Here is a 23713-nt window from a genome sequence, read left to right on the forward strand (position 1 = left end):
CGAGGGAGCTTGCTCCCGTTGGGGCGCGAAGCGGCCCCCGGCGCCCGTCCAGACAGACTAAGTTATCCGGAATTACGACTGTGCTTCGCAGCCGAGCGGGAGCAAGCTCCCTCGCCACAGGGGGCTCATCCGCTCCAATAACGGCACCCCGCCGTTAACCTTAAGTTACAAAACCCTCCGTCGATTTAGGCTATACAGAGACAGCGCCAATAGTGGCTATCTGCTGTCTCTGCGCGCCCGCCATAAAAATAAGAATTCAAAGGGAGACTTCACAGTGAAGAGCTTGCTCTATCCCGCCGTCGCGCTGATGAACCGCCTGAGCTTCGGCATGAAGTTCAGCCTGATCAGCGTGCTATTCCTCGTGCCGATGCTGGTGACCAACTTCTATCTGGTGCGCGATTCCTATCGCGAATTCCAGGGCACACGGGTCGAGCTGCAGAGCCTCGACCTGCTGGGCAGTGGCCTGAGCCTGCGCCGGGATCTGGAAACCCTGAACAACCTGGTGCAGATCAACGTTACCCTTGGCCAGTCCGGCAAGGCCGGTCATGTCGAATCGACTATCAGCGCTCTGGAACAAAGCGTTCTGACCCGTTTGCAAGGGCTGGCGGCGATGACCACTGACCCGGAGCAAATCAGCTTTTTCGATGGCAAGCGCGATGAAATGATCGCCGCGTTCAAGGCCCAGCAAACGGAAACCTCCCTGCAAAGCAAAAGTGCGCTGATCGGCAAGTTGCTCGGCAATGCGCAGATTTTCAGCCAGATCATTGCCAGTCAGGCCGGCCTGAGCCGCGACAGCCAGAGCGACATGCGTCAGCTGAGCGAGCTCATTACCAACGTCACGCCAGCCGTCACCCAAACGCTCGGCGAAGGCCGGGCGATGGGTTCTTACTCGTTGGGGCAGGGCTTTCTCAATTCGGCGTCGAGCACCCGTTTCGATGAGTTGCTGGCGCAGATCGAAAAGCTTCAGGCCGAATACAGTCTGAAATTGCAGGATGCTTTGGGTTCCAGTAAAGCAGCGCACGAAACCCTGGCCGCTCAAGCTGAAAGCAGCAAGACCTCTCTGAAAAAGGCCAGTGAACTGTTCGAAGAACAGGTGGTGATGGCTGACACCCTCGATGCACCGTGGCAGGGCTTTTACGATCAGGTTACGGGTTTGATCGACCAGACCTACCAACTCAATGAAGCCACCCTGAAGTTTCTCGGTACCCAGTTGCAGCAGCGGCTGGAGCAGCACCGCACTCACATGATTTTGCAGGCGGTGGCACTGGCGGTGGTGTTTGTGTTGATTTTTTACCTCTATGGCGGTTTCTACGCCTCGACCCGCACCACCCTCAAGCGTCTTGGCGCGGTGATGGACAAGGTGGCGGCCGGCGACATGACCGTGACCTTCAGCGCCAACAGCCGCGATGAGCTGGGCGAGTTGGGCGAGGTATTCACCGGCACCGTGAAGAAGATCCATGATCTGATCGAGCGCGTGGGCCAGACCGTCAGTGAGGTCGAGCGCCAGGCTGGCCAGGTTGAAAACGTGTCCGCGCAGAGCAATCAGGCAGTGGCGGGGCAGCGTACACAGATCGAGCAGGTCGCCACCGCGATGAACCAGATGTCAGCCACGTCTCTGGAGGTGGCGCGCAGTGCCGCGGCGGCCGTCAGCAGCGCCCACAGCGTCAACGACGAAACCATTAGTGGGCGCGGGCTGGTGGAGTCCCAGCAGGGCAGTATCGCTGCACTGGCCAGTGAAATCGATCAGTCGGTGCGGGTGATCAACCAACTGGCCAGCGACAGCCAGTCCATCAGTAGTGTGCTGGAAGTGATCAAGAGCATCGCCGAACAGACCAACCTGCTGGCGCTTAACGCGGCCATCGAAGCTGCGCGTGCGGGCGAACAGGGTCGTGGTTTTGCGGTGGTGGCGGACGAGGTCCGGACCCTGGCCAAACGCACCCAGCAATCGACCGAAGAAATCGAGCAAATGATCGCCAAGCTGCACAGCGGTGTCGGGGCGGCGGTCAAGGCGATGGGCACCAGCCATCAGATGGCCAACGGCACGGTCGGGCAGTCGGAAAAGGTCCAGCAGGCGCTGGAAAACATCCTTGGCGCCGTCGGCATGATCGTCGATCAGAATCAGCAGATTGCTGCAGCCGTAGAACAGCAGACCGCCGTGGCTCACGACATCGATCAGAACATTGTCGAGATCAACCGCGCCGGTGAGCGCACCGCCGACGGCGCGCACCAGACTGAAAATGCCAGCCGAGCGTTGTCGGCGCAGGTGGTTGAACTCAAACAATTGATCAGCGCGTTCCGGGTTTGATGCCACGCAGCAGATTTACTGTGGGAGCGGGCTTGCCCGCGATAGCGTCTTAACATTCAACATCAATGTTGACTGACAGTCCGTCATCGCGGGCAAGCCCGCTCCCACAAGTATTGCGTGAATCAGCGGACTACCAGCTGAACAACTCACACGCATTGGCCGTGCTGGCGGCAGCCAGTTGTTCGGGGCTGATCGCCATGAGGGCGGCCAGTGCCTCGCAGATCGCCGGCAAATGGGCCGGGCTGTTGCGTTGACCGGGGAACATGGCGGGGGCCATGTCCGGTGAGTCGGTTTCCAGTACCACCGATTCAACAGGCAAACCGGCGAGTACCCGGTGCATGCGCAGGGCCTGCGGCCAGGTTGCGGCGCCGCCGAGGCCGAGTTTGAAACCCAGCTTGATGTATTCGCGGGCCTCTTCCTGGCTACCGGCGAAGGCATGAATAATCCCCGCGCGTTTCAAGCGAAACCGTTTGAGCGTGGCAATCACCGCCGCATGGCTGCGTCGCACATGAATCAGCGCTGGCAGATTGAAGTCCGCCGCCAGTTGCAGTTGGGCGTCGAACAACGCTTGCTGGCGTTCACGATCCAGGGTTTCGATGAAGTAATCCAGACCGATCTCGCCCACCGCGCATAGCTGTCGATGCCCCGCCAGACGCGTCAGCCAGTCACCGAGTTCGGTCAAATCCTCAGGGCGATGGTCATCCAGATACACCGGGTGCAAACCGAACGCAGCGTGCAGATCGGGATCGCTTTGCACCAGATCCCAGACCCGCTGCCAATTGGCCTGATAAACCCCCAGCACCACCATCCGCCGCACGCCGAGAGCGCGGCTCTCGGCCAGCAGCGCCTGACGATCCACGTCGAAATCCGGGAAATCCAGATGAGTGTGGGTGTCGATCAGTTCCACGGCTCAGTCCTGATGAATTCGCTGCTTGAAGGTCCGCGCGATGGCCTGCACGCCGGGTTGGTAATCGGCCTGTTCAATGGCTGCCAACGCTAGTCGCAGCGCCTTGTCGGCGATCAGCTGATGCTGCTGGGACATGGCGTTGACCGGCAGCGGCAAGAAGTCCAGCAACTGCGTATCACCGAAAGTGCCCAAACGTAGCGGGCGGGACTTCAGAGGGAAGTCGTGCAAGGCATCGAATACACCCTGAAGCAGCACGTAGGAGGTGGTCACCAGCGCATCCGGTAAATGGCCCAGGCGCTGAAGCAATTCCTCCATCAATTGTTTACCGCACTCACGACTGAACGACTCGCCGTGTTCGATCAGCGCCTCGCCTTTGAAGCCGTTCAGCGCTTCCTTGAAACCTGCCGCCCGTTCCTGGCTGATACTCAATTCGGGACGGGCACCGATCAGCGCGATCTGCTTGGGCAACGGGTTCAGCAGGCTGCGGGTAAGCTGCAGACTGGCTTCGCGGTCGTCGCTGATCACCGAGCAAAAGTACTCAGGCTCCATCACCCGGTCGATGGCGATGATCGGAATGCCTTTGGCCTGCAACTGACGATAACTGTCATCGCCGGCCGGCAGGCAACTGGCGACGATCAATGCATCGCAACGCCGGGCCCGGAACAGTTGCAGCAATTGCCGTTCACTGTCCGGCGCATCGTCGGAACTGGCGATCAACAACTGATAGCCGCGAGCCCGGGCGCCTTGTTCCAGCAGTTTGGCGATTCGTGCGTAACTGGGGTTTTCCAGGTCCGGCAGAATGAACCCCAAGGTGCGGGTGTGCCGACTGCGCAACCCGGCGGCCTGAGGATTGGGGGTGAAGCCGTGTTGTTCGACCACCGCGCGCACGCGCTCGACGGTAGCGCTGCTGATACGTTGCTGTTCAGCCTTGCCATTGATGACATAACTGGCGGTGGTCACGGAGACGCCGGCCAACTGTGCAATATCACTGAGTTTCAACCCGGGTTTTCCTTTTTTGTTCGAGCTTGCCCGACATTTTCGCCAATCCTACCCGATTCGGGCAGGCGACCATTGTCGCAGCAGATCCGACAATTGGACTTCAAGGATGAGACATTATCGAGTAACGTGCCTAACATTCTAGATTAAACGTTTCAGCAGGCGTATTTTCTACGCTAAAGGTCGCTTTGGTCGGTTCTGCCGCGAAACCGCCAAAACTGCCCCTGAAAAGGCGCTCCCAAAGGCTTAAGCTGAATCAATCAAAACAATACCTGGCGTCACACGGCGCCAAAAAGGAGAAAGCATGCTCGAGCTCACCATAGAGCAGATATCCATGGGCCAGTCGGCTGTGGATAAAGCCACCGCCCTGCAATTACTCGCTGACCGACTCGTGACCGATGGCCTGGTGGCGGATGGTTACCTTGCGGGCTTGCAGGCCCGGGAAGTCCAGGGCTCGACCTTTCTCGGCCAAGGTATTGCCATCCCCCACGGCACCCCGGAAACCCGTGATCAGGTGTTCGCCACTGGCGTGCGACTGATGCAGTTTCCTGACGGCGTGGACTGGGGCGATGGCCAGATCGTTTATCTGGCGATTGGTATCGCCGCCAAATCCGATGAACACCTGCGCCTGCTGCAACTGCTGACCCGCGCCCTCGGCGAAACCGATCTGGGCCAGGCCCTGCGCCGCGCCAGTTCCGCCGAAGCCTTGTTGAAACTGCTGCAAGGCGCGCCACAGGAGTTGGCGCTGGACGCACAGATGATCGGCCTCAGTGTTTCTGCCGATGACTTTGAAGAATTGGTCTGGCGCGGCGCCCGTTTGCTGCGTCAGGCCGATTGCGTGAGCAACGGTTTTGCCGGCATCTTGCAGCAGGTCGACGCGCTGCCGCTGGGCGATGGCCTGTGGTGGCTGCACAGTGAACAAACGGTGAAGCGTCCGGGCCTGGCGTTCGTGACCCCGGACAAACCCATGCGCTACCTCGGTCAGCCGTTGAGCGGGCTGTTCTGTCTGGCCAGCCTGGGTGAAGCCCATCAGGCGCTGCTCGAACGCCTTTGCGCGTTGCTGATCGAAGGCCGTGGTCATGAATTGGGCCGTGCCACCAGCAGCCGCGCGGTGCTGGAAGTCCTCGGCGGTGAAGTGCCGGCGGATTGGCCGAGCGCACGCATTGCCCTGGCCAACGCCCACGGTTTGCATGCGCGTCCGGCGAAGATTCTCGCGCAACTGGCGAAAAGTTTTGAAGGCGAAATCCGCGTGCGCATCGTCGATGGCCAGGACAGCGCGGTGTCGGTGAAGAGTTTGAGCAAACTGCTCAGCCTCGGCGCCCGTCGCGGCCAAGTGCTGGAATTCATCGCCGAGCCAACCATCGCCGCCGATGCTTTGCCTGCCTTGCTGGCGGCCATCGAAGAAGGCCTCGGTGAAGAAGTCGAGCCGCTGCCGGTCGTGAGCCAACAGCGCGAAGTGATTGCCGACGTCGCCGAAGTGCTGCTTGCACCCGCGTCCGGCAGCCTGATTCAGGCGATTGCTGCCGCGCCGGGGATCGCCATCGGCCCGGCGCATATTCAAGTGCTGCAAGTCATCGATTACCCGCTGCGCGGTGAGTCCGCCGCCATCGAGCGCGAACGTCTCAAGCAAGCGTTGGCGGATGTGCGTCGCGACATCGAAGGCCTGATCGAGCGCAGCAAGGCCAAAGCGATTCGCGAGATTTTCATCACCCATCAGGAAATGCTCGACGACCCGGAACTGACCGACGAAGTCGACACCCGCCTCAAGCAGGGCGAAAGCGCCGAAGCGGCGTGGATGACAGTGATTGAAGCCGCCGCCAAACAGCAGGAATCGTTGCAGGACGCTTTGCTCGCCGAACGTGCCGCCGACCTGCGCGACATTGGCCGACGGGTGCTGGCGCAATTGAGTGGCGTCGAAACCCCGGCCGAGCCAGAGCAGCCGTACATTCTGGTGATGGATGAAGTCGGCCCGTCCGACGTGGCTCGTCTCGATCCGACGCGCGTCGCCGGCATCCTCACCGCTCGCGGTGGTGCCACGGCCCACAGCGCCATCGTCGCCCGCGCCCTCGGTATTCCAGCGCTGGTGGGCGCCGGCGCCGCCGTGTTGTTGCTGAAGCCGGGCACGCCTCTGTTGATCGATGGCCAGCGCGGTCGCCTGCACGTGGACGCCGATTCCGCCACCTTGCAGCGCGCCACCGAAGAACGCGACACCCGCGAACTGCGCTTGAAAGCCGCCGCCGAACAACGCCATCAACCGGCGTTGACCACCGACGGCCACGCAGTGGAAGTGTTCGCCAATATCGGCGAAAGCGCCGGCGTCACCAGTGCTGTGGAGCAGGGCGCCGAAGGCATTGGCCTGCTGCGCACCGAACTGATTTTCATGGCTCACTCCCAAGCGCCGGACGAGGCGACTCAGGAAATCGAATACCGTCGTGTCCTCGATGGCCTGGCCGGTCGCCCGCTGGTGGTGCGCACCCTTGACGTCGGTGGTGACAAGCCGCTGCCGTACTGGCCGATCGCCAAAGAAGAAAACCCGTTCCTCGGCGTGCGGGGCATTCGCTTGACCCTGCAACGTCCGCAAGTCATGGAAGCGCAGTTGCGCGCCTTGCTGCGTGCGGCTGACAACCGTCCATTGCGGATCATGTTCCCGATGGTCGGCAGCGTCGATGAATGGCGTCAGGCCCGGGACATGACCGAACGGCTACGCCTGGAAATCCCGGTTGCGGATCTGCAACTGGGGATCATGATCGAAGTGCCGTCGGCTGCTTTGCTGGCGCCGGTGCTGGCCAAGGAAGTGGATTTCTTCAGCGTCGGCACCAACGACCTGACGCAATACACCTTGGCCATCGACCGTGGTCATCCGACCTTGTCGGCCCAGGCCGACGGCTTGCATCCGGCGGTGCTGCAACTGATCGACATCACCGTGCGTGCGGCTCATGCTCATGGCAAGTGGGTCGGCGTGTGCGGTGAACTGGCGGCCGATCCGCTGGCGGTGCCGGTGCTGGTGGGCCTGGGTGTGGATGAGTTGAGCGTGTCGGGCCGCAGCATTGCCGAGGTCAAGGCGCGCATTCGTGAACTCAGCCTGACCCAGACTCAAACCCTTGCCCAACAGGCCCTGGCCGTGGGCAGTGCGAACGAAGTTCGTGCATTAGTGGAGGCCCTGTAATGGCCAAGATCTTAACCCTGACCCTTAACCCTGCGCTGGACCTCACCGTCCAATTGCCGCTACTTACCCCTGGTCAGGTCAATCGCAGCGACGAAATGCACACCCACGCCGCCGGCAAAGGGGTGAACGTGGCGCAGGTGCTGGCCGACCTCGGGCATCAGCTGACCGTCTGCGGTTTTCTCGGGGAAGACAACCTTCAAGCGTTCGAAACCCTGTTCGCCAAACGCGGTTTTACCGACGCGTTTGTCCGTGTCCCCGGCGAGACCCGCAGCAACATCAAACTGGCGGAAAGCGATGGTCGCATCACCGACATCAATGGCCCGGGGCCGAGGGTCAGTGAAGCGGCGCAGCAAGCTTTGCTCGATCGTCTCGACCAGATTGCTCCAGGGCATGACGCGGTCGTCGTGGCCGGCAGTTTGCCCCGTGGCGTGAATCCTCAGTGGTTGCGGGAGTTGATCCAGCGCTTGAAAAAACGCGGTTTGAAAGTGGCGCTCGACACCAGCGGTGAAGCCTTGCGCGCAGGTCTGGCTGCCGGCCCGTGGCTGATCAAACCCAACACCGAAGAACTGGCTGATGCGCTGGGTTGCGAAGTGGTTTCCGTGGGTGCCCAAGCCGAGGCAGCGAGCCGCTTGCATGCACATGGCATCGAACACGTGGTGATTTCCGACGGTGCCGACGGGGTGAACTGGTTCAGTGTCGGCTCGGCCATGCACGCCACGCCGCCCAAGGTCAGTGTGGTCAGCACCGTTGGGGCCGGGGATTCGTTGCTGGCGGGCATGCTCCACGGTTTGCTCAGCGCCGACACGCCCGAACAAACCTTGCGCACCGCCACCGCGATTGCCGCCATGGCCGTCACCCAGATCGGTTTTGGTATTGGCGACGCCGCGCAATTGGCGCAGCTCGAACAGGGCGTGCGCCTGCGCCCCCTGACAGAACAATAAGAGGGTTTGCAATGAAGTTAGCCATTGTTACGGCCTGCCCGAACGGCATGGTCACCAGTGTGCTGTGTGCTCGTCTGCTCGATGCAGCGGCCCAGCGTCAGGGCTGGAGCACCAGTGTCGAAGTCGTTGATGCGGCCCATCCGGAACGCCAACTGTCGGCCGCGACCATCGAGGCCGCCGAGTGGGTGTTGCTCGTCACCAGCGCGCCGGTGGATATGTCGCGGTTCGTCGGCAAACGTGTGTTCCAGAGCACTCCGGCCCAGGCCCTGCAAGATGTCGAAGCGGTGCTGCGTCGCGGGGTGGAGGAGGCCGAGGTTTACGTCGCGCCCGAAGCCGTCGCCGAACCGGCTACCGTGGTTAAAAATGCGCCACGCCTGGTGGCTGTCACCGCGTGCCCGACCGGCGTCGCCCATACCTTCATGGCCGCCGAAGCCTTGCAGCAAGCGGCCAAGCGCTTGGGCTACGACCTGCAAGTGGAAACCCAAGGCTCGGTCGGCGCTCGCAATCCACTCAGCGCAGCGGCGATTGCCGATGCCGACGTGGTATTGCTGGCGGCAGACATCGACGTCGCCACCGAGCGTTTCGCCGGCAAGAAAATCTACCGTTGCGGCACCGGTATTGCGCTGAAACAGGCCGAAGCGACGCTGAACAAAGCCCTGGCCGAAGGCAAGCAGGAAAGCGCTTCGACCGGCGCCAAAGGCCCGGCCAAGCAAGAAAAGACCGGCATCTACAAACACCTGCTGACTGGTGTGTCGTACATGTTGCCGATGGTGGTGGCGGGCGGTCTGATGATCGCCTTGTCCTTCGTGTTCGGCATCACCGCGTTCAAGGAGGAAGGCACGCTCGCGGCGGCGCTGATGCAGATCGGCGGCGACACCGCGTTCAAGCTGATGGTGCCGCTGCTGGCGGGATACATCGCCTACTCGATCGCTGACCGCCCGGGCCTGGCGCCGGGGATGATCGGTGGTTTGCTGGCGAGCACCCTGGGCGCCGGTTTCATCGGCGGGATCATTGCCGGTTTCATCGCCGGCTATGCAGCCCAGGCGATCAACCGCTATGCGCGCTTGCCGCAAAGTCTTGAGGCGCTGAAACCGATCCTGATCATCCCGTTGCTGGCGAGCCTGTTCACCGGTCTGGTGATGATCTACGTGGTCGGCAAGCCGGTGGCCGGGATGCTCGCGGGGCTCACGCACTTCCTCGACAGCATGGGCACCACCAACGCCATCCTGCTCGGTGTACTGCTGGGCGGCATGATGTGCGTCGATCTCGGCGGGCCGATCAACAAGGCGGCTTACGCGTTTTCGGTAGGGCTGCTGGCGTCGCAAAGTTATGCACCGATGGCCGCAACCATGGCCGCCGGCATGGTGCCGCCGATTGGCCTGGGCATCGCCACGTTCATTGCTCGGCGCAAGTTCGCCCAGACTGAACGCGAGGCCGGTAAAGCGGCGCTGGTATTGGGGTTGTGCTTTATCTCCGAGGGGGCGATTCCGTTTGCAGCGAAAGACCCGTTGCGGGTGATTCCGGCGAGCATCGCCGGCGGCGCGCTGACTGGCGCGATGTCGATGTACTTCGGCTGCAAACTCATGGCGCCCCACGGCGGGTTATTCGTGATGCTGATTCCGAATGCGATCAACCATGCGCTGTTGTATCTGCTGGCGATCGTGGCCGGGAGTTTGCTGACGGCGGTGACGTATGCGCTGCTCAAGCGGCCGGAAATGGTGGAGTTGGCGCTGGAACCGGCCAGTGCCTGACACACCACAAAACCTGTGGGAGCGGGCTTGCCCGCGATGACGGCTTAACATTCAACCCATTCGGTGACTGTTTCACCGCTATCGCGGGCAAGCCCGCTCCCACAGGGACCGCGCTTTCACACGGGCGTCATTTGCACGTGCTTAAGTTTTCCTTTTTCAGGGAGAACACCATGAGCGAATTCGACCTCGGCCGCCGTCGTATCATGCAAGCCGTTGGCGCTGGCCTGTTGATGCCTGGCCTGGCGCCGGCGGTGATTGCTTCGGTCAAGGATCGGCCGCAACTCACCGATGGCGTGCAGTCCGGCGACCTGTTGGGCGACCGGGCGATGATCTGGAGCCGCAGCGACCGTGCGGCGCGGATGGTGGTGGAATGGGACACGCGCAGCCTGTTCAGTAACCCTCGTCGATTCGTCTCGCCATTGGCCGATGCCCGCACCGATTTCACCGCCCGGGTCGAACTCACTGGCCTGCCCGCCGATCAGTCGATTTTCTACCGCGTGACGTTCGAAGACGCCCAGAGCGGTGTCGCCAGTGAACCCTGGTTTGGCCATCTGCGCAGTGTGCCAACTGCCCGGCGCAATATTCGGTTTGTCTGGAGTGGCGATACGGTCGGCCAGGGTTTCGGCATCAACCCGGACATTGGCGGCATGCGCATCTATGAAGCCATGCGTCTGCGCCTGCCGGACTTTTTTATCCACAGCGGCGACACCATCTACGCCGACGGTCCCGTACCTGCGCAGCTCGCAACAGAGAGCGGCCGTGTGTGGCGCAACATCACCAGCGAAGCCAAGAGCAAAGTCGCCGAAACCCTCGACGACTATCGCGGCAATTACCGCTACAACCTGATGGACGAAAACATCCGCCGCTTCAACGCCGAGGTCCCGCAAATCTGGCAGTGGGACGACCACGAAGTGGTGAACAACTGGTCGCCGGGCAAGCAACTGGATGAGCGTTACAAGAGCAAAGATATCCACAGCCTGGTGGGCCGTGCGCGCCAGGCCTGGCTGGAATACGCGCCGATGCGTTTGCAGAGTGCCGATGACGGCGGGCGGATTTATCGCAAGCTGAGTTATGGGCCGATGCTTGATGTATTCGTGCTCGACATGCGCAGTTATCGCGAAGCCAATGACGACAACCTGGGTGCCGCCAAACCGTTTCTCGGTCGAGAACAATTGGACTGGCTCAAACGTGAATTGAAAGGCTCCCGGGCCCAATGGAAAGTCATCGCCGCCGACATGCCCATCGGCCTCGGCGTACCCGACGGCGAAGTCAGCCCCGGTGTGGCGCGTTGGGAAGCGGTGGCCAATGGTGACCCTGGCCCGGCTCAGGGCCGTGAAGTGGAAATCGCTGAATTGCTCGGTTTTCTGCGGGCGCAGCAGGTGCGTAATTTCGTATTCCTCACGGCGGATGTGCATTACTGCGCCGCGCACCATTACCACCCGGACCGCGCGGCGTTCCAGGACTTCGAACCGTTCTGGGAGTTTGTTGCGGGACCACTGAATGCGGGGAGCTTCGGGCCTAATGCGCTGGATAAAACCTTCGGCCCCGAAGTGGTGTTCGAGAAAGCCCCACCGGCGCAGAACACCTCGCCGTTTGCCGGGTTTCAGTTTTTTGGCGAGGTGAATATCGATGGGCCGACGGGGGAGATGAGTGTGGTGCTGCGGGATCTGGATGGGGTGGGGGTGTTTGAGCGCAAGTTGGCGCCGGCGTGAGAAGAAGTAAGCCGACACTCTATCAATGTGGGAGCAAACCTGTGGCGAGGGGGCTTGCCCCCGTTGGGCTGCGAAGCGGCCCCAAAATCTCAGATGTACCAAAGACCTTGTGAGTGCTACGCACTCAAACGGGAGCAAGCTCCCTCGCCACAAAAGCCCGCACAGGGGATCAAGGGTGTCAGTAGACGTCGCGGCGGTAGCGGCCTTGTTCGATCAGGCGGTCGACCTCTTCAATACCCAGCAATTCGTTGAGCGCGTGATCCACCCCTGACGCCATCCCCTGCAAACTGCCGCAGATGTAAATCACGGCGCCATCGGCCAGCCATTTTTTCAACTCATCGGCCGACTCGCGCAGGCGATCCTGCACATAGATCTTCTCGGCCTGATCTCGGGAAAACGCCAGGTCCAGTCGTTCCAGATCTCCAGCAGTCAACCATTCTTCAAGCTCTGCGCGGCACAGGTAGTCATGCTCGCGATTACGCTCGCCGAACAGCAGCCAGTGACGCTGCTGCCCGTCGGCAATCCGTGCCTTGAGCAAACTGCGCAACCCGGCCAGCCCGGTGCCGTTGCCCAGCAGGATCATCGGCACCGGTTCGTTCGGGAGATGGAAACCACTGTTGCGGCGTACTCGCAGGCTGATGCTGCTACCCACGGGAGCGTGTTCGGTCAACCAGCCGGAACCGACGCCCAGGCTGCCGTCGGCGTGCAATTCCTGACGCACGATCAACTCCAGCACCCCGTCGGCGGCGATCGAGGCGATGGAGTATTCGCGCATGGCCAACGGCACCAGGGCATCCGCCAGCGCTTGCGCGTGCAGGCCGACCAGATGGGCGCGGTTCTCGGGCAGTTGGCGACTGGCGAGAGCTTGTTCCAGCGTTTGCGACAGGCCATCGAATTCAACCGTGGCCCGACCGTCAATCCCCAGGCCGTCGAGGAAATGCTCGATGGCCCACGGACAATTGCGCGGCAGCACTTCCACCAGATCCCCGGCCAGCCAGCTGCTGGTGGTGGGGGCGCTGAGGCCCAGCAAGTACACGGGCGAGCCGCTGCTGTCCGGGTTCATCAATTCGCGGCGGGTCAGGGTCCAGTTGTCGTAGCTTGGTGCTTGCCAGGTATCCACTGGCGCCTGGCCGGTCAGCAGGCCGAGTTGCTGTTGCCAGTGACGCAAGGCGTAAGGGTCGCCGCTGTCGACTTCCACCGGGGCGAACAAGGTCTTGCCGCCGTGTTCGCCCAGCCAGTTGTGCAAGCGGCGGGCGAAGCCGCAGAAGTGTTGATACTGGCGGTCACCGAGGCCAAGCACGGCATAGTTAAGGCTGTCGAAGCTCAGCGCACGGCCCAGCACTTTGCGTTCGAATCCTCGGGCGCTGTCAGGTGCCTCTCCGTCGCCGAAGGTGCTGACCACAAACAGCGCGTTGCTGGAATCCTGCAGGTCTTGTTCGCTGACATTGGCCAATGGTTGGACCTTCACCGGCAACCCTGCGGCCTGTAATTGTCCGGCGGTCTGCCAGGCCAGTTGTTCGGCGAATCCGCTCTGACTGGCGAAGCCGATCAGCCATGCCGGCGCATCACTGCCCGGTTGTACGAGGCCTTTACGGGCGTCCTTGATCTGACGTTTCTTGCGTCGACGGTCCAGGTACAGCAACCAGCCAGTGACAAAAAATAGCGGCATGGCCAGTGCGGCGATCGTCACCATAATCCGCCCGATAATCCCGAAGTAACTGCCAACGTGCAGTGCGTAGATACTGGTCAGCAGTTGCGCCTTGAGGCTCTTGTCGCTGTAGCGGTCATGACGGCTGACGATGCCGGTCGCCGGATCGAGGGTGAGCTGGTTCCGTGCCATGTCGTGGGGTGAGTTCTTCAGCAGGTAGAACACGGTTGCCGGTTGCCCGGCCACGGGCGGCATACGCACGTTGTAGGACGAAAGACCAGGACCGGCGGCGCTGTAGATGCTGCTCCATATGGCGGCGTAATCGGCAGTGGGAGCGGCACCGCTTGGCGCAGGGCCGCGACCACTGCGCACTCGTTCGTTCTGCGGCGAATCGGAAAGCAGCCGGGTCAGGCCTTTGTTGTACCACTCGTACGACCAGGACAAACCGGTCAGCGCCGCCAAAAGATAGAACACCAGGCACCAGGTACCGGCCACCGAATGCAGATCCCAGTTGAAGCTGCGACCCTTTTTATTCCAGTCCAGGGTCAGCCACGCGCGCCAGCTTTTCCATTGGCGCGGCCAGCGCATATACAGGCCGGACAGGCAGAAGAACAGCAGAATCAGCGTACAGGCGCCAGTGATCTGCCGGCCAGTATCGCCCATGGCCAGGACCCGGTGCAGTTGCAGCATCAGGCCAAAGAAATCCTGGCCCGTGACATCGCCCATGAACTCGCCGGTGTAGGGGTCGAAGTACCGCATCGGCCCGCGACGTTCACCGGGTGGCGCGGTGAAGATCACCCGCGCGGCGTTGCCGCTGTCGGTCTCGACCCAGAGCATCGAGACTTTTTTGCCCGAAGCGCCTTCGATTTTTTCCACCAGCTCGGCAGGCGGCAGTACGCCGGCAATCTGCTTCTCGACGTGCAGCACAGAGGGGTTCAACGCTCGCAGGATTTCATCCTGGAACGATACCGCCGCCCCGGTGATGCCCATCAGGGCCAGGACCAGTCCGGCGCTGATGCCGAAAAACCAGTGCAACTGGAACAGGGATTTCTTCAACACGTCGCTCGCCTTGTTCGTTCAAAAGTCATCATCACGGCGCGCATTATGCCGTGAGTTGTCGAGAAGGATTCTTTTTTACACACAAAAGCCCCGTTCACTTCGATGAACGGGGCTTTGGCCTGATGCCAGTCAGTTAAGAGATAGAACAAGCGATGAGTAACCTGTGGCGAGGGAGCTTGCTCCCGCTGGGCCGCGAAGCGGCCCCCTTATCCCAAAAGAGGGGGACTGCTTCGCAGTCCAACGGGAGCAAGCTCCCTCGCCACAGGTTCAGTATCACGCCTAAACGACTCGCATTGGGGCTTTGGCCTTTCGCTTCTGTTATCAGAAGTGGAAGTTGGCACTCAGCAGGGCGGTACGGCCCGCCGCCACGTGGGCGTAGTGGTTCTGGAGTATCTGATCGAAGTAACGCTTGTCGGTCAGGTTCTGTACGTTGAGTTGCAGGTCGACGTTTTTGGTCAGGCGGTAGCTGGCCATCGCGTCGTAACGCCAGTAGGACGGGATCTCCACCGAATTGGCGACGTTGCCGAACTGGGAATCGACGTAGGTCGCACCGGCACCGACGGTCAACTTGTCCGGCACCAGATCGTAAGTCGACCAGAACGTGAAGTTGTTCTGTGGGGTGCTTGGCATGTGGTTGCCTTCATCGGCGGCGAGGGTGGTTTTGACCACTTCGCTGTCCATGTAGGTGTAGCCGCCGAAGACTCTCCAGTTACGGGTCAGCTTGCCGGCGTAGCTCAGTTCCAGGCCATTGACCTGCTGTTCGCCGTCCAGCACTTGCGTGGTGCCGCCGTCCGGATCGTTGATCCGCGCGTTGGTTTTCTCGGTGCGGAACAGCGCGGCGGTCAGCGACAGATCGTCACCGAAGAAGTCCCACTTGGTGCCGATTTCGTAGTTGCGGTTCTTTTCCGGATCCAGACGGCTGTTGTTCGCTGCCAGTTCCAGGCCACCGTTGCCGCTGGTTTCACCGGCCGGGTTGCTGGAGGTCGAATAGGCCGCGTAGATGCTGCCGTTAGGCAACACGTTGTAGACCACGCCGATCTGGTAGTTCACCAGGTCACTGGTGTTCGCCCGGGAGAAATCGTTCGCCGGCGCTGTGCTGCTGGCGTTGGCGTGGCCGCTGGATTCGACCTGGTAGTTGTCATAACGCAGGCCCAGGTTCAGGGACCATTGCTCGTTGAACTTCAGGGTATCGAACACGTAGGCCGCGGCGGTTTTGGTGTCGGTGTCAGTGAACGCGGTGCTGTCGGCGATCGTGCCGTTCCAGTTATCCCCAGGCGTCGGGTTGTACAGGCTGGTGCAGTCGCCGGAGGTGAACAGGGCGCGGTTGCATCGGGTGCCGCTGGCAGTGGAAGTCAGGGTGTACGGACGGTTGTGGGTGTCCTGATAGGAAAACTCCAGGCCGGTCACCAGGCTGTGCTCGATGGAGCCAGTGTTGAACTTGGCACTCAGGTCGGTCTGGTTGATCCATCCGCTGGACGTCGAGTTACGGCTCTTCGCGCCACGGTAAACGTTGCCATTGACCACGTTGCCCTTGCTGTCGTCCGGGTTGCTGACGATGTAGTCCAGGGTTGAGCGGGACATACGGAAGCTGTTCGACACGGTCAGGTCTTCATTCAGATCGTGTTCGATCTTGAGGGTGCCGCTGTCATTGGTGGTCTCGCGAAAGTCGCGACTGGTGAGGCCGTAGAAGTTGTCGCGATCGACATTCACAGGTTTATCGACGTTGTGCTTGCTGCGGTTGGGGCTCAAGGTCAACGGAATGCCATAGTCGGGCATGTCGTCGGTTTCGACGTGGTAGTAGCCGACGGTCAAGCGGGTATCGGTGCCCAGGCCGAAGGCGAAGGATGGCGCCACACCCCAGCGACTGACGTCCACGGTATCCCGGCCGGCGACGTTGGCTTCATGCTTCATCAGGTTCAGACGCACGGCCGAGGTGTCGGTCATCTGCTGGTTCAGATCGAGGGTAGTGCGCTTGGTCTGGTCTGAACCCCAGGTGAAGCCGCCGTTGTAGGCATTGCCCAGTTTGGCGGTCTTGCTCACCAGGTTCAGGCTGCCACCGGTGGAACCGGCGCCGGTGAAGGCTGAGCCCGGGCCCTTGCTGACTTCGATCGATTCAACGTTGAAGATCTCGCGACTCTGGGACGCCGGGTCGCGCATGCCGTCGACGAACGTGTCGCTTTCGGCGTTGAAGCCGCGAATGATCGGACGATCGCCCGCCGGGTTGCCCCCTTCGCCGGCACCGAAGGTGATGCCCGGGGTAGTGCGCAGGGCGTCGACCAGGCTGGTGGCGCCGGTGTCGCGAATCACTTGTTGCGGGATCACAGTGACGCTTTTCGGCGTCTCGCGCAGTGGCGCGGTGTACTTTTTGGAGACCGAAGTATCGGTCTTGTAGGAGGTGTCATTCTGCTCGCCCACAACGCTGGTCGCGTCCAGGGAAATGGCATTGTTCGGTGCTTTTTCGTCGGTCTTCTCGGCCGCGAAAACCATGTGGCCCGCAGAGCCGGCAGTGATCGCCATGCCAATTGCAGACGCGAGCAAACGCGGTGAGCTGACCGTTAATTGTAGTTGTTGGCGTGACATGTGAATTCCCCTCCCCAAGGATTTGAGGCCGCGGAATATAGGGTAAACACGTATCTGTATCAATTGCGAAACGTTACTATTTGCGATGAATTTACATTCTTTACAATTTACCTTTACGGTTTTTGTCGTTTCATTCGTCACACGGGTTTTACATGGGCAATAAGAATCAATACCATTGGCGCTCCTTTGCCTTCAGGTGTCTTTTCATGTTGCTGCACATTCCCGGCGTGTTCGCGAAAGAAGAAGTGCAGCGCATTCGCGAGGCCCTGACGCAGGCGGATTGGGCCGATGGCAAAATCACTGCCGGTTATCAGTCGGCCAAGGCCAAGCACAATCTGCAACTGCCTGAAGGGCATCCGCTGGCCAAGGAAATCGGTGCGGCGATGCTCGAACGGTTGTGGAAAAATCCGCAGTTCATGTCAGCGGCATTACCGCACAAGGTCTTCCCTCCGTTACTGAACTGCTACACGGCTGGCGGCAGTTTCGACTTCCACATCGACAACGCCGTGCGTCAGCCCAAGGGCAGCATCGAGCGGGTGCGCACCGACCTGTCGGCGACGTTGTTCTTCAGTGAACCGGAGGACTACGACGGCGGCGAACTGGAAATCCAGGACACCTTCGGCACCCAGCGCGTGAAATTACCGGCCGGCGACATGGTCCTGTATCCGGGCACCAGCCTGCACAAGGTCAACGCCGTTACGCGTGGCACCCGTTACGCCTCGTTTTTCTGGACGCAAAGCCTGGTGCGGGAAGACAGCCAGCGTGCCTTGCTGTTCGAGATGGACGGCGCGATTCAACAGTTGACCCAAGACATGCCCGACCACCCTTCATTGATCCGCCTGACCGGCACCTATCACAACCTGTTGCGTCGCTGGGTCGAGGTGTAAGTGACGGACTTTCGGTTACGCCGCGAGGAAATCCTCGATGGCGACCACCTCAAATCAATGCTCGAAGAAAGCCCGGCGCGGGCGGCTCAGGCGATTCTGATCGCCGCGCGTGAAGGCGTGCTTGATGCTCAGGCGTTGCTCGGGCAGATCCTGCTGGACGGGCGAGGCATCGCTCAGGATCAGCCGCTGGCCGTGCGCTGGTTCGAGATTGCCGCTCAGGGTGGACACTTGATGGCGCGCAACATGCTCGGCCGTTGTCATGAACATGGCTGGGGTTGCACCGCCGATGCTTCGATAGCCGCGGGGCATTATCGTGTTGCCGCTGAAGACGGACTGGATTGGGCGATGTACAACTACGCCAATCTGCTGGCGACTGGTCGTGGTGTGGCGGTGAATCAGCTGCAAGCCTTGAGGCTGTACCGCAACGCCGCCGAACTCGGCCATGCCAAATCGATGAACCTGTTAGGACGGTATCTGGAAGAAGGGCAGTATTGCTGCGCTGACCCCTCGGCGGCGTTTGAGTGGTATCGACGCTCAGCGGAAAACGGAGATTTTCGCGGTCAATTCAGTTATGCCAGTGTTTTGGTCGAGCGCACGCAAATAAAAGAAGCACTTGCCTGGTTCCGGCAGGCAATGCTCGGAGGGCATTCGGCCTTTCTTGAAATCAGTGCCCAGACATTATTGAAAGTGCCTCACGCCGAGGTGCAATCAATGGCCAGGGAATACGGTGTGCAAGCAAAACTGATAAGTAATTAAATAAACTCTGTGCGTCGCCCGCAAATACAAATATAAAATTGTCGCAGTCAAGAATGATTTCATTGCTGGAGAAGAATGTTGGAATTGTATATTTACATACATTTTCAGCGTGGTTGTTACTTGGGTTTTGATCAGTTTTATGATTATTCTGTGCTCGCAGTTCAATGATTATTCATTTGGCTGAATGGCCATGTTTGTGGCTGTTAAATTTAAGTTGACTAATTAAAGGAATAATTATGTCTAGCACTAATTTGTGGGGCGAAGCCCTGAAGAATGCAACGCCAGAACAAGTCATTGGCTTTGCGGTCGGAGCGCCGAAGCTATTAACAAATGCCTCTATGTCAAATGCTGATGTGGGTGTCCGAGACACAGGGTTGCTGCTGACAAAAAAACAAATCATTGATTTGCGCAAATACGAAGCCGCAGGTCTTGCGCTCCCTTACACACTCAAAGACGTCGAAGATTATCTGCGATTTGGCGCGGGTCAGAACGGTGGGGCCGGCCTGCACCCCGCCGACTTTCTGACCACATTCCAGAACACCCGCAATCACGCCAGGCGTTGGTCGCCACTGCGCGAACGCATCATGATGACGGGACGCGGCCTCAAGGACTTTGCCAGCAGTATGCTGACCTACGGCGCCTCGATGAAAGAGGTGTACAGCGAAGTCAAGGCATCCGGTTTATTGCAAGAGCGCAATATCAAGACCCTTGCCCAACTGAAAGCGCTTGAGCTGGAACTGGGCGATAAGTTTCCGGGTATTGAGCTCGAGTCGGATACTGTCGAGACGCTGGATTACTATCTGTCGCGGATTTTTGAGAAAATAGACAGCAATCTGAAAGTGGTAGAGGGCATAAAAACCGACCTGGATCTGTTCGGCTATGATCTTCGAGAACATATCTTGCCTGGTATCAAGTTAAGGGTGGGGTTGATTGACAGCAGTTCCCTGGCGGCGGATGTAAAACTGTTGAAAGCAGTTATTGAAGACCGGGCCAAGGAAATTGATATTAAAAACACCGAATACCAGGCTGCCGTACAAGAAGCTCTTAAGGCCGCGGCGGGGATGAATATTGTGGGCCTGGCGATGGCCATCTATATGGGGGTCGAGGCTGAAAATATTCGTGCGGCTCGTAACCAGTTGTATGCCGATCAGGAGCGGGATATTAAAGTTCTGGCCAACAAGAACCAGACACTGGGTTCTCTGGCACGTGTAAAACACGATTTGCAAAGCCTGATGATCGTGACGATTGATGCTGATGTCGCCACGCGAAACCTGATGCACGTCTGGAGTGTCTTGCACCTGTGCATCAAAAACTCGGTCGGTGCCGTCAATCAAATCAATGATGCGTTGAGCTTGAGGATTTTCATGACCGAGTTTGAAGAAGTGGTTAATCCGTGGAAACAGATCGAAACCGATTCGGATCGACTCATCCAGGTCTTCAAAGAGGCAGATGATGAATATGAGCGTAACTACTCGTTGGCTCCACGCATGATGAATGTTGTCAGCCTTTTCAGTCCGGCCTATCCACCGTTGAATCTGACAGCGTTGGCCTCCAGTCATGAACAAATGCGCGATGATCGCACCCAGGCGAACGTCTGGTTGATCAAGCTCGGTTACTTGCCCGATTTGTTCGATCGCTTCAATCGTCTGGTGACCAACGTTGGTCAGGGCGCGAGCCAGCTGCAGAGTTCGGCCCTGGACTGTATTAATGAACTTGAAAACACCTTGCGCCGCATAGCGCGTAACGAAAAGGAACGGCAGGAAGAAACTGACCCCGAGGTTATCGAGGAAATTGAGGATGAGCGCAAGCATCTGCTGGATAGCGCAACGCGTGCTATTGCCGATAAGGCTGGGCAGGTTCGTCGTTGCCTGGGCAACATGCAGGATCGGTTCGATCGGCGCCTGACAGAGGCTTATATCCTTGACTTCAAGCGTGATGAGCAACAGGCAAACGCCGAAATCGTGGCTCTGCAATCGAAGATGGCGGCGTTCAATGAGGAGCGTCAGGTCATCATTGACGCAGTGATAATCCTGAAGAAGAGCGGTATTGAAGAGCTGGGCAAGGACATTGAGCTGACGCTTGGCAAGATCACCGAGCTGGGGCTGGCACCGCCGGAAATTAAATTGGTCATGATGGCGATCGACCAGTTGAAAAAAACCATCAACGACGCCGGCAAGGCTGTTCGCTTTTTGGATATGCTTCGTGAGAGCGACAAGCTGCAGCAAAAAATTGAAGTCCTGATCAACGAGATTGATCGTGAGAACTCCATTATTCACGCATCGACAGGGAAGGTTATTTACCTTCAGGCCGTTCACTCGATCGAAGATTCGCGAGAAAAATACGTTGGAGAATACAGCGTCGCTGTTTCAAACTTTGACAAGTTTCTGACCACCATCGATGCAAAACAGTTTGCCAATGACGATGAGCGCAGTGCTGCGTTCAAAGAGCAGGCCTCGCTGTTTATCAACTTCCTTGCTCCAGTGTCGTTGCCACTGCGATAAGCCCCTCCATAAACGTTTACTGCCAGTCAGTCGTGGGCGGGCTGGCTGGCAGTAGAAGTTTGTCAGACAAAGGAATGCCTGATGCTTGATTACTTATTGGCAGAAAAGAATTTTGCCACCTTGAAGCAGTACGTTAATTTTTTGAATGAGCTGCCCGATGCGCTACGAGAAATCAATCGATTCTCCGACTCCATAGCCCGGGCCGGGCACACGCTGTTGCGACCACCCGATGCTCAAACATTGATTCAGGCCGGGCTCACCAATGCTCAATGTTGGCGTGCGATTGGCATTACAGTGCCTGTGTTGGGCAATACTTCCGCCCGGGTATTACAGGAAGTAAGCGGTTTTATCAGTGAATTTAAAACCGTTGTCTCTGTCACTCAGAATCGACGATTGCCAATATCCCGGATTGATCCGCAGCAGTTCACGGTTGTGAAATCCGTCGGATGGGGAAATGCGCCATGCGCCGATGTGATTGATGTCATGCGCGAGCTTGATGCGCGGCTGGAGCATTGCCAGCAGTCAGTGGCGAAATTCAAAGCGCAGGTAACGACACTGGCCGAATCGATCCATGGTTTATTTGTCCGTTTCATCGAATCGCTGTCCCTGCCACTTTGCAGTTGCGATGGTCCAATACCCAAGATCGAGGCTTACTACACCTTGGGCCGAATCGGTCTGCCGGGAATGGGTTACAACCCAAACCAAGGGTATTCGGAAGACCAACGGCTAGAAATGGCCAAGGCGCATATCGGTCGGCTGTTCAACCTTTATCGGCAAGCCAGCACGGCAGCAAACAATCTCGGCGATTTCTGTTACCGATGGGCGTATATGGTGGAGGAGGCCAAGCGAACGCTTCGCACCTCTCATCCCCATCAGACGATGGCGCGCGCCAAGGCTTCGCTGCCGTTGTTGACGGGTTCGCTCGAAGAAGTAAAAACGATGTCTGAACAATTGGTTCAGATGGCGAAAGTGCTTTAAAAAAAAGCCCATGACGTGTCATGGGCTTTTTCATTTCTACGAGTAGCGCTTACACGTAGAACGACTTCAGCGGCGGGAAGCCATTGAACTCAACCGCGCTGTAACTGGTGGTGTAAGCACCGGTCGACAACCAGTACAAACGGTCACCGATCGCCAGGTTCAACGGCAAACCATACTTGTAGTTCTCATACATGATGTCGGCGCTATCGCAGGTTGGACCGGCGATAACCACTTCTTCCATCTCGCCTTTCTTCTCGGTCCAGATCGGGAACTTGATGGCTTCGTCCATGGTTTCGATCAGGCCAGAGAATTTGCCCACATCCGTGTACACCCATCGCTCGACGGCGGTACGGGATTTACGCGCCACCAGCACCACTTCACTGACCAGAATGCCGGCGTTGGCGATCAGCGAACGGCCTGGTTCCAGGATGATTTCCGGCAGCTCGTCGCCGAAGTCTTCCTTGAGGAAGCGGATGATTTCTTCAGCGTAGGTTTCCAGGCTGTTGGTGCGGGTGATGTAGTTGGCCGGGAAGCCGCCGCCCATGTTGATCAGCTTCAGGTGGATGCCGTCTTCTTCTTTCAGACGTTCGAAGATCACTTTGACCTTGGCGATCGCCGCGTCCCAGACGCTGATGTCGCGCTGTTGCGAACCAACGTGGAACGAGATGCCGTAAGGCACCAGGCCCAGGTCGCGAGCAAGGATCAACAGGTCCATGGCCATGTCGGTCTGGCAGCCGAATTTACGCGACAGTGGCCAGTCGGCGGTGGTCGAGCCTTCGGTCAGGATGCGCACATAGACTTTCGAGCCGGGAGCGGCCTTGGCGATGTTGCGCAGGTCGGCTTCGGAGTCGGTGGCGTACAGACGCACGCCCTTGTCGTAGAAGTAGCGAATGTCTTTGGATTTCTTGATGGTGTTGCCGTAGCTGATGCGATCCGGGCCGACGCCCTGGTTCATCACTTTGTCGAGCTCGTAGATCGAGGCGATGTCGAAGTTCGAGCCTTTCTCTTTGAGCAGGTCGATGATTTCAACGGCCGGGTTGGCCTTGACTGCGTAGTAGACCTTGGCGAATTCGAAACCGGCGCGCAGGTCGTCGTAGGCCTGGCTGATCATCGCGGTGTCGATCACCACGAACGGGGTTTCTTGTTTGTCGGCGAAGGCCTTCATTTTGTTGAAGGTATCGCGCGCGAAATAGTCTTCGACGTTGATCGACATGCTGGGAACTCCTACTGGCAAACTGAAATTAACAATGGGTGCAAATGAACGTCCTCCGTATCCCCACTTTGGTTCGCCTACTTCCCAAGGCATGTCGCCGAAAGCAAAAAGGCCACGGGAGGCGGTGCTTTCCCTTGGCCTTGCTGTCTCGTCGTCAGTACTTGAGCCGGATGGATCGTTTCCAGCATGGACGTTCGGCGCGAACTTTAGGGCGTGAGGAGCTTGAGATCAACAAAAAATGTCGCGTTTTTGCACGCTTCCGTCGTGCGGTCCCGGACAGCTACTGATGTAACCGACCTGCATGACAGTGTGA

The 23713-nt window shown here is 59.0% G+C and carries 14 protein-coding genes; 9 read left to right on the forward strand and 5 right to left on the reverse strand.

The genetic code is table 11. The annotated features are described in order from the left end of the window. Positions 1-274: 274 nt before the first annotated feature. On the forward strand, positions 275-2305 hold the full coding sequence (locus tag AB3226_RS18760; RefSeq protein WP_367374137.1) for a methyl-accepting chemotaxis protein: 2031 nt from the start codon (positions 275-277) through the stop codon (positions 2303-2305). Between the two features lie 130 nt (positions 2306-2435). Here the strand turns inward: AB3226_RS18760 and AB3226_RS18765 are convergent, their stop codons facing one another. After that, on the reverse strand, positions 2436-3212 hold the full coding sequence (locus AB3226_RS18765) for a TatD family hydrolase (protein ID WP_367374138.1): 777 nt from the start codon (positions 3210-3212) through the stop codon (positions 2436-2438). A 3-nt stretch (positions 3213-3215) separates the two neighbouring features. Then, positions 3216-4211 (reverse strand): catabolite repressor/activator, encoded by a 996-nt coding sequence (cra, locus tag AB3226_RS18770; protein WP_367374139.1) that lies wholly within the window; start codon positions 4209-4211, stop codon positions 3216-3218. 301 nt (positions 4212-4512) lie between these two features. Between cra and ptsP the strand changes: the two genes are divergently transcribed. The 4 genes from ptsP (at position 4513) to AB3226_RS18790 (ending at position 11778) form a co-directional block, all read left to right on the forward strand. Next, the gene (gene ptsP, locus AB3226_RS18775) at positions 4513-7374 is read left to right on the forward strand and encodes a phosphoenolpyruvate--protein phosphotransferase (RefSeq protein ID WP_367374140.1); all 2862 of its coding nucleotides are present in this window, start codon (positions 4513-4515) and stop codon (positions 7372-7374) included. Continuing rightward, positions 7374-8315: a 1-phosphofructokinase gene (gene pfkB / locus AB3226_RS18780; protein ID WP_367374141.1), complete on the forward strand. Its 942-nt coding sequence runs from the start codon at positions 7374-7376 to the stop codon at positions 8313-8315. The genes ptsP and pfkB overlap by 1 nt, the downstream gene beginning before the upstream one ends. An 11-nt stretch (positions 8316-8326) precedes the next feature. After that, positions 8327-10066 carry a PTS fructose-like transporter subunit IIB gene (locus AB3226_RS18785; RefSeq protein ID WP_367374142.1) on the forward strand — a complete coding sequence of 580 codons (1740 nt, stop codon included), beginning with the start codon at positions 8327-8329 and terminating at the stop codon, positions 10064-10066. A gap of 170 nt (positions 10067-10236) precedes the next feature. Next, a complete protein-coding gene (locus tag AB3226_RS18790; RefSeq protein ID WP_367374143.1) occupies positions 10237-11778 on the forward strand; it encodes an alkaline phosphatase in 1542 nt (513 codons plus the stop codon). A gap of 178 nt (positions 11779-11956) precedes the next feature. Here AB3226_RS18790 and AB3226_RS18795 read toward each other — a convergent pair whose 3' ends face one another. Together AB3226_RS18795 and AB3226_RS18800 are read right to left on the reverse strand one after the other, a co-directional pair. Next, complete coding sequence (locus tag AB3226_RS18795) at positions 11957-14485, reverse strand: PepSY domain-containing protein (RefSeq protein WP_367374144.1); 2529 nt, start codon at positions 14483-14485, stop codon at positions 11957-11959. A gap of 321 nt (positions 14486-14806) precedes the next feature. After that, positions 14807-17065: a TonB-dependent receptor gene (locus AB3226_RS18800; RefSeq protein WP_367374145.1), complete on the reverse strand. Its 2259-nt coding sequence runs from the start codon at positions 17063-17065 to the stop codon at positions 14807-14809. A 206-nt stretch (positions 17066-17271) separates the two neighbouring features. Here AB3226_RS18800 and AB3226_RS18805 point away from each other — a divergent pair, with 206 nt between their 5' ends. The 4 genes from AB3226_RS18805 (at position 17272) to AB3226_RS18820 (ending at position 22187) form a co-directional block, all read left to right on the forward strand. Further along, positions 17272-17952 (forward strand): Fe2+-dependent dioxygenase, encoded by a 681-nt coding sequence (locus AB3226_RS18805; protein ID WP_123721297.1) that lies wholly within the window; start codon positions 17272-17274, stop codon positions 17950-17952. A 57-nt stretch (positions 17953-18009) separates the two neighbouring features. Next, on the forward strand, positions 18010-18708 hold the full coding sequence (locus AB3226_RS18810; protein ID WP_367375817.1) for a tetratricopeptide repeat protein: 699 nt from the start codon (positions 18010-18012) through the stop codon (positions 18706-18708). Between the two features lie 236 nt (positions 18709-18944). Then, the gene (locus AB3226_RS18815; RefSeq protein ID WP_367374146.1) at positions 18945-21209 is read left to right on the forward strand and encodes an alpha-xenorhabdolysin family binary toxin subunit A; all 2265 of its coding nucleotides are present in this window, start codon (positions 18945-18947) and stop codon (positions 21207-21209) included. Between the two features lie 81 nt (positions 21210-21290). Next, positions 21291-22187, forward strand: coding sequence for a hypothetical protein (locus tag AB3226_RS18820; RefSeq protein ID WP_367374147.1), 897 nt, complete (start codon positions 21291-21293; stop codon positions 22185-22187). 49 nt (positions 22188-22236) lie between these two features. Here AB3226_RS18820 and AB3226_RS18825 read toward each other — a convergent pair whose 3' ends face one another. Beyond that, a complete protein-coding gene (locus AB3226_RS18825; RefSeq protein ID WP_367374148.1) occupies positions 22237-23400 on the reverse strand; it encodes a type III PLP-dependent enzyme in 1164 nt (387 codons plus the stop codon). Positions 23401-23713 lie beyond the last annotated feature (313 nt).

The sequence above is a fragment of the Pseudomonas lini genome, assembly GCF_964063345.1.
In the GTDB taxonomy this organism is placed as follows: domain Bacteria; phylum Pseudomonadota; class Gammaproteobacteria; order Pseudomonadales; family Pseudomonadaceae; genus Aquipseudomonas; species Aquipseudomonas lini_B.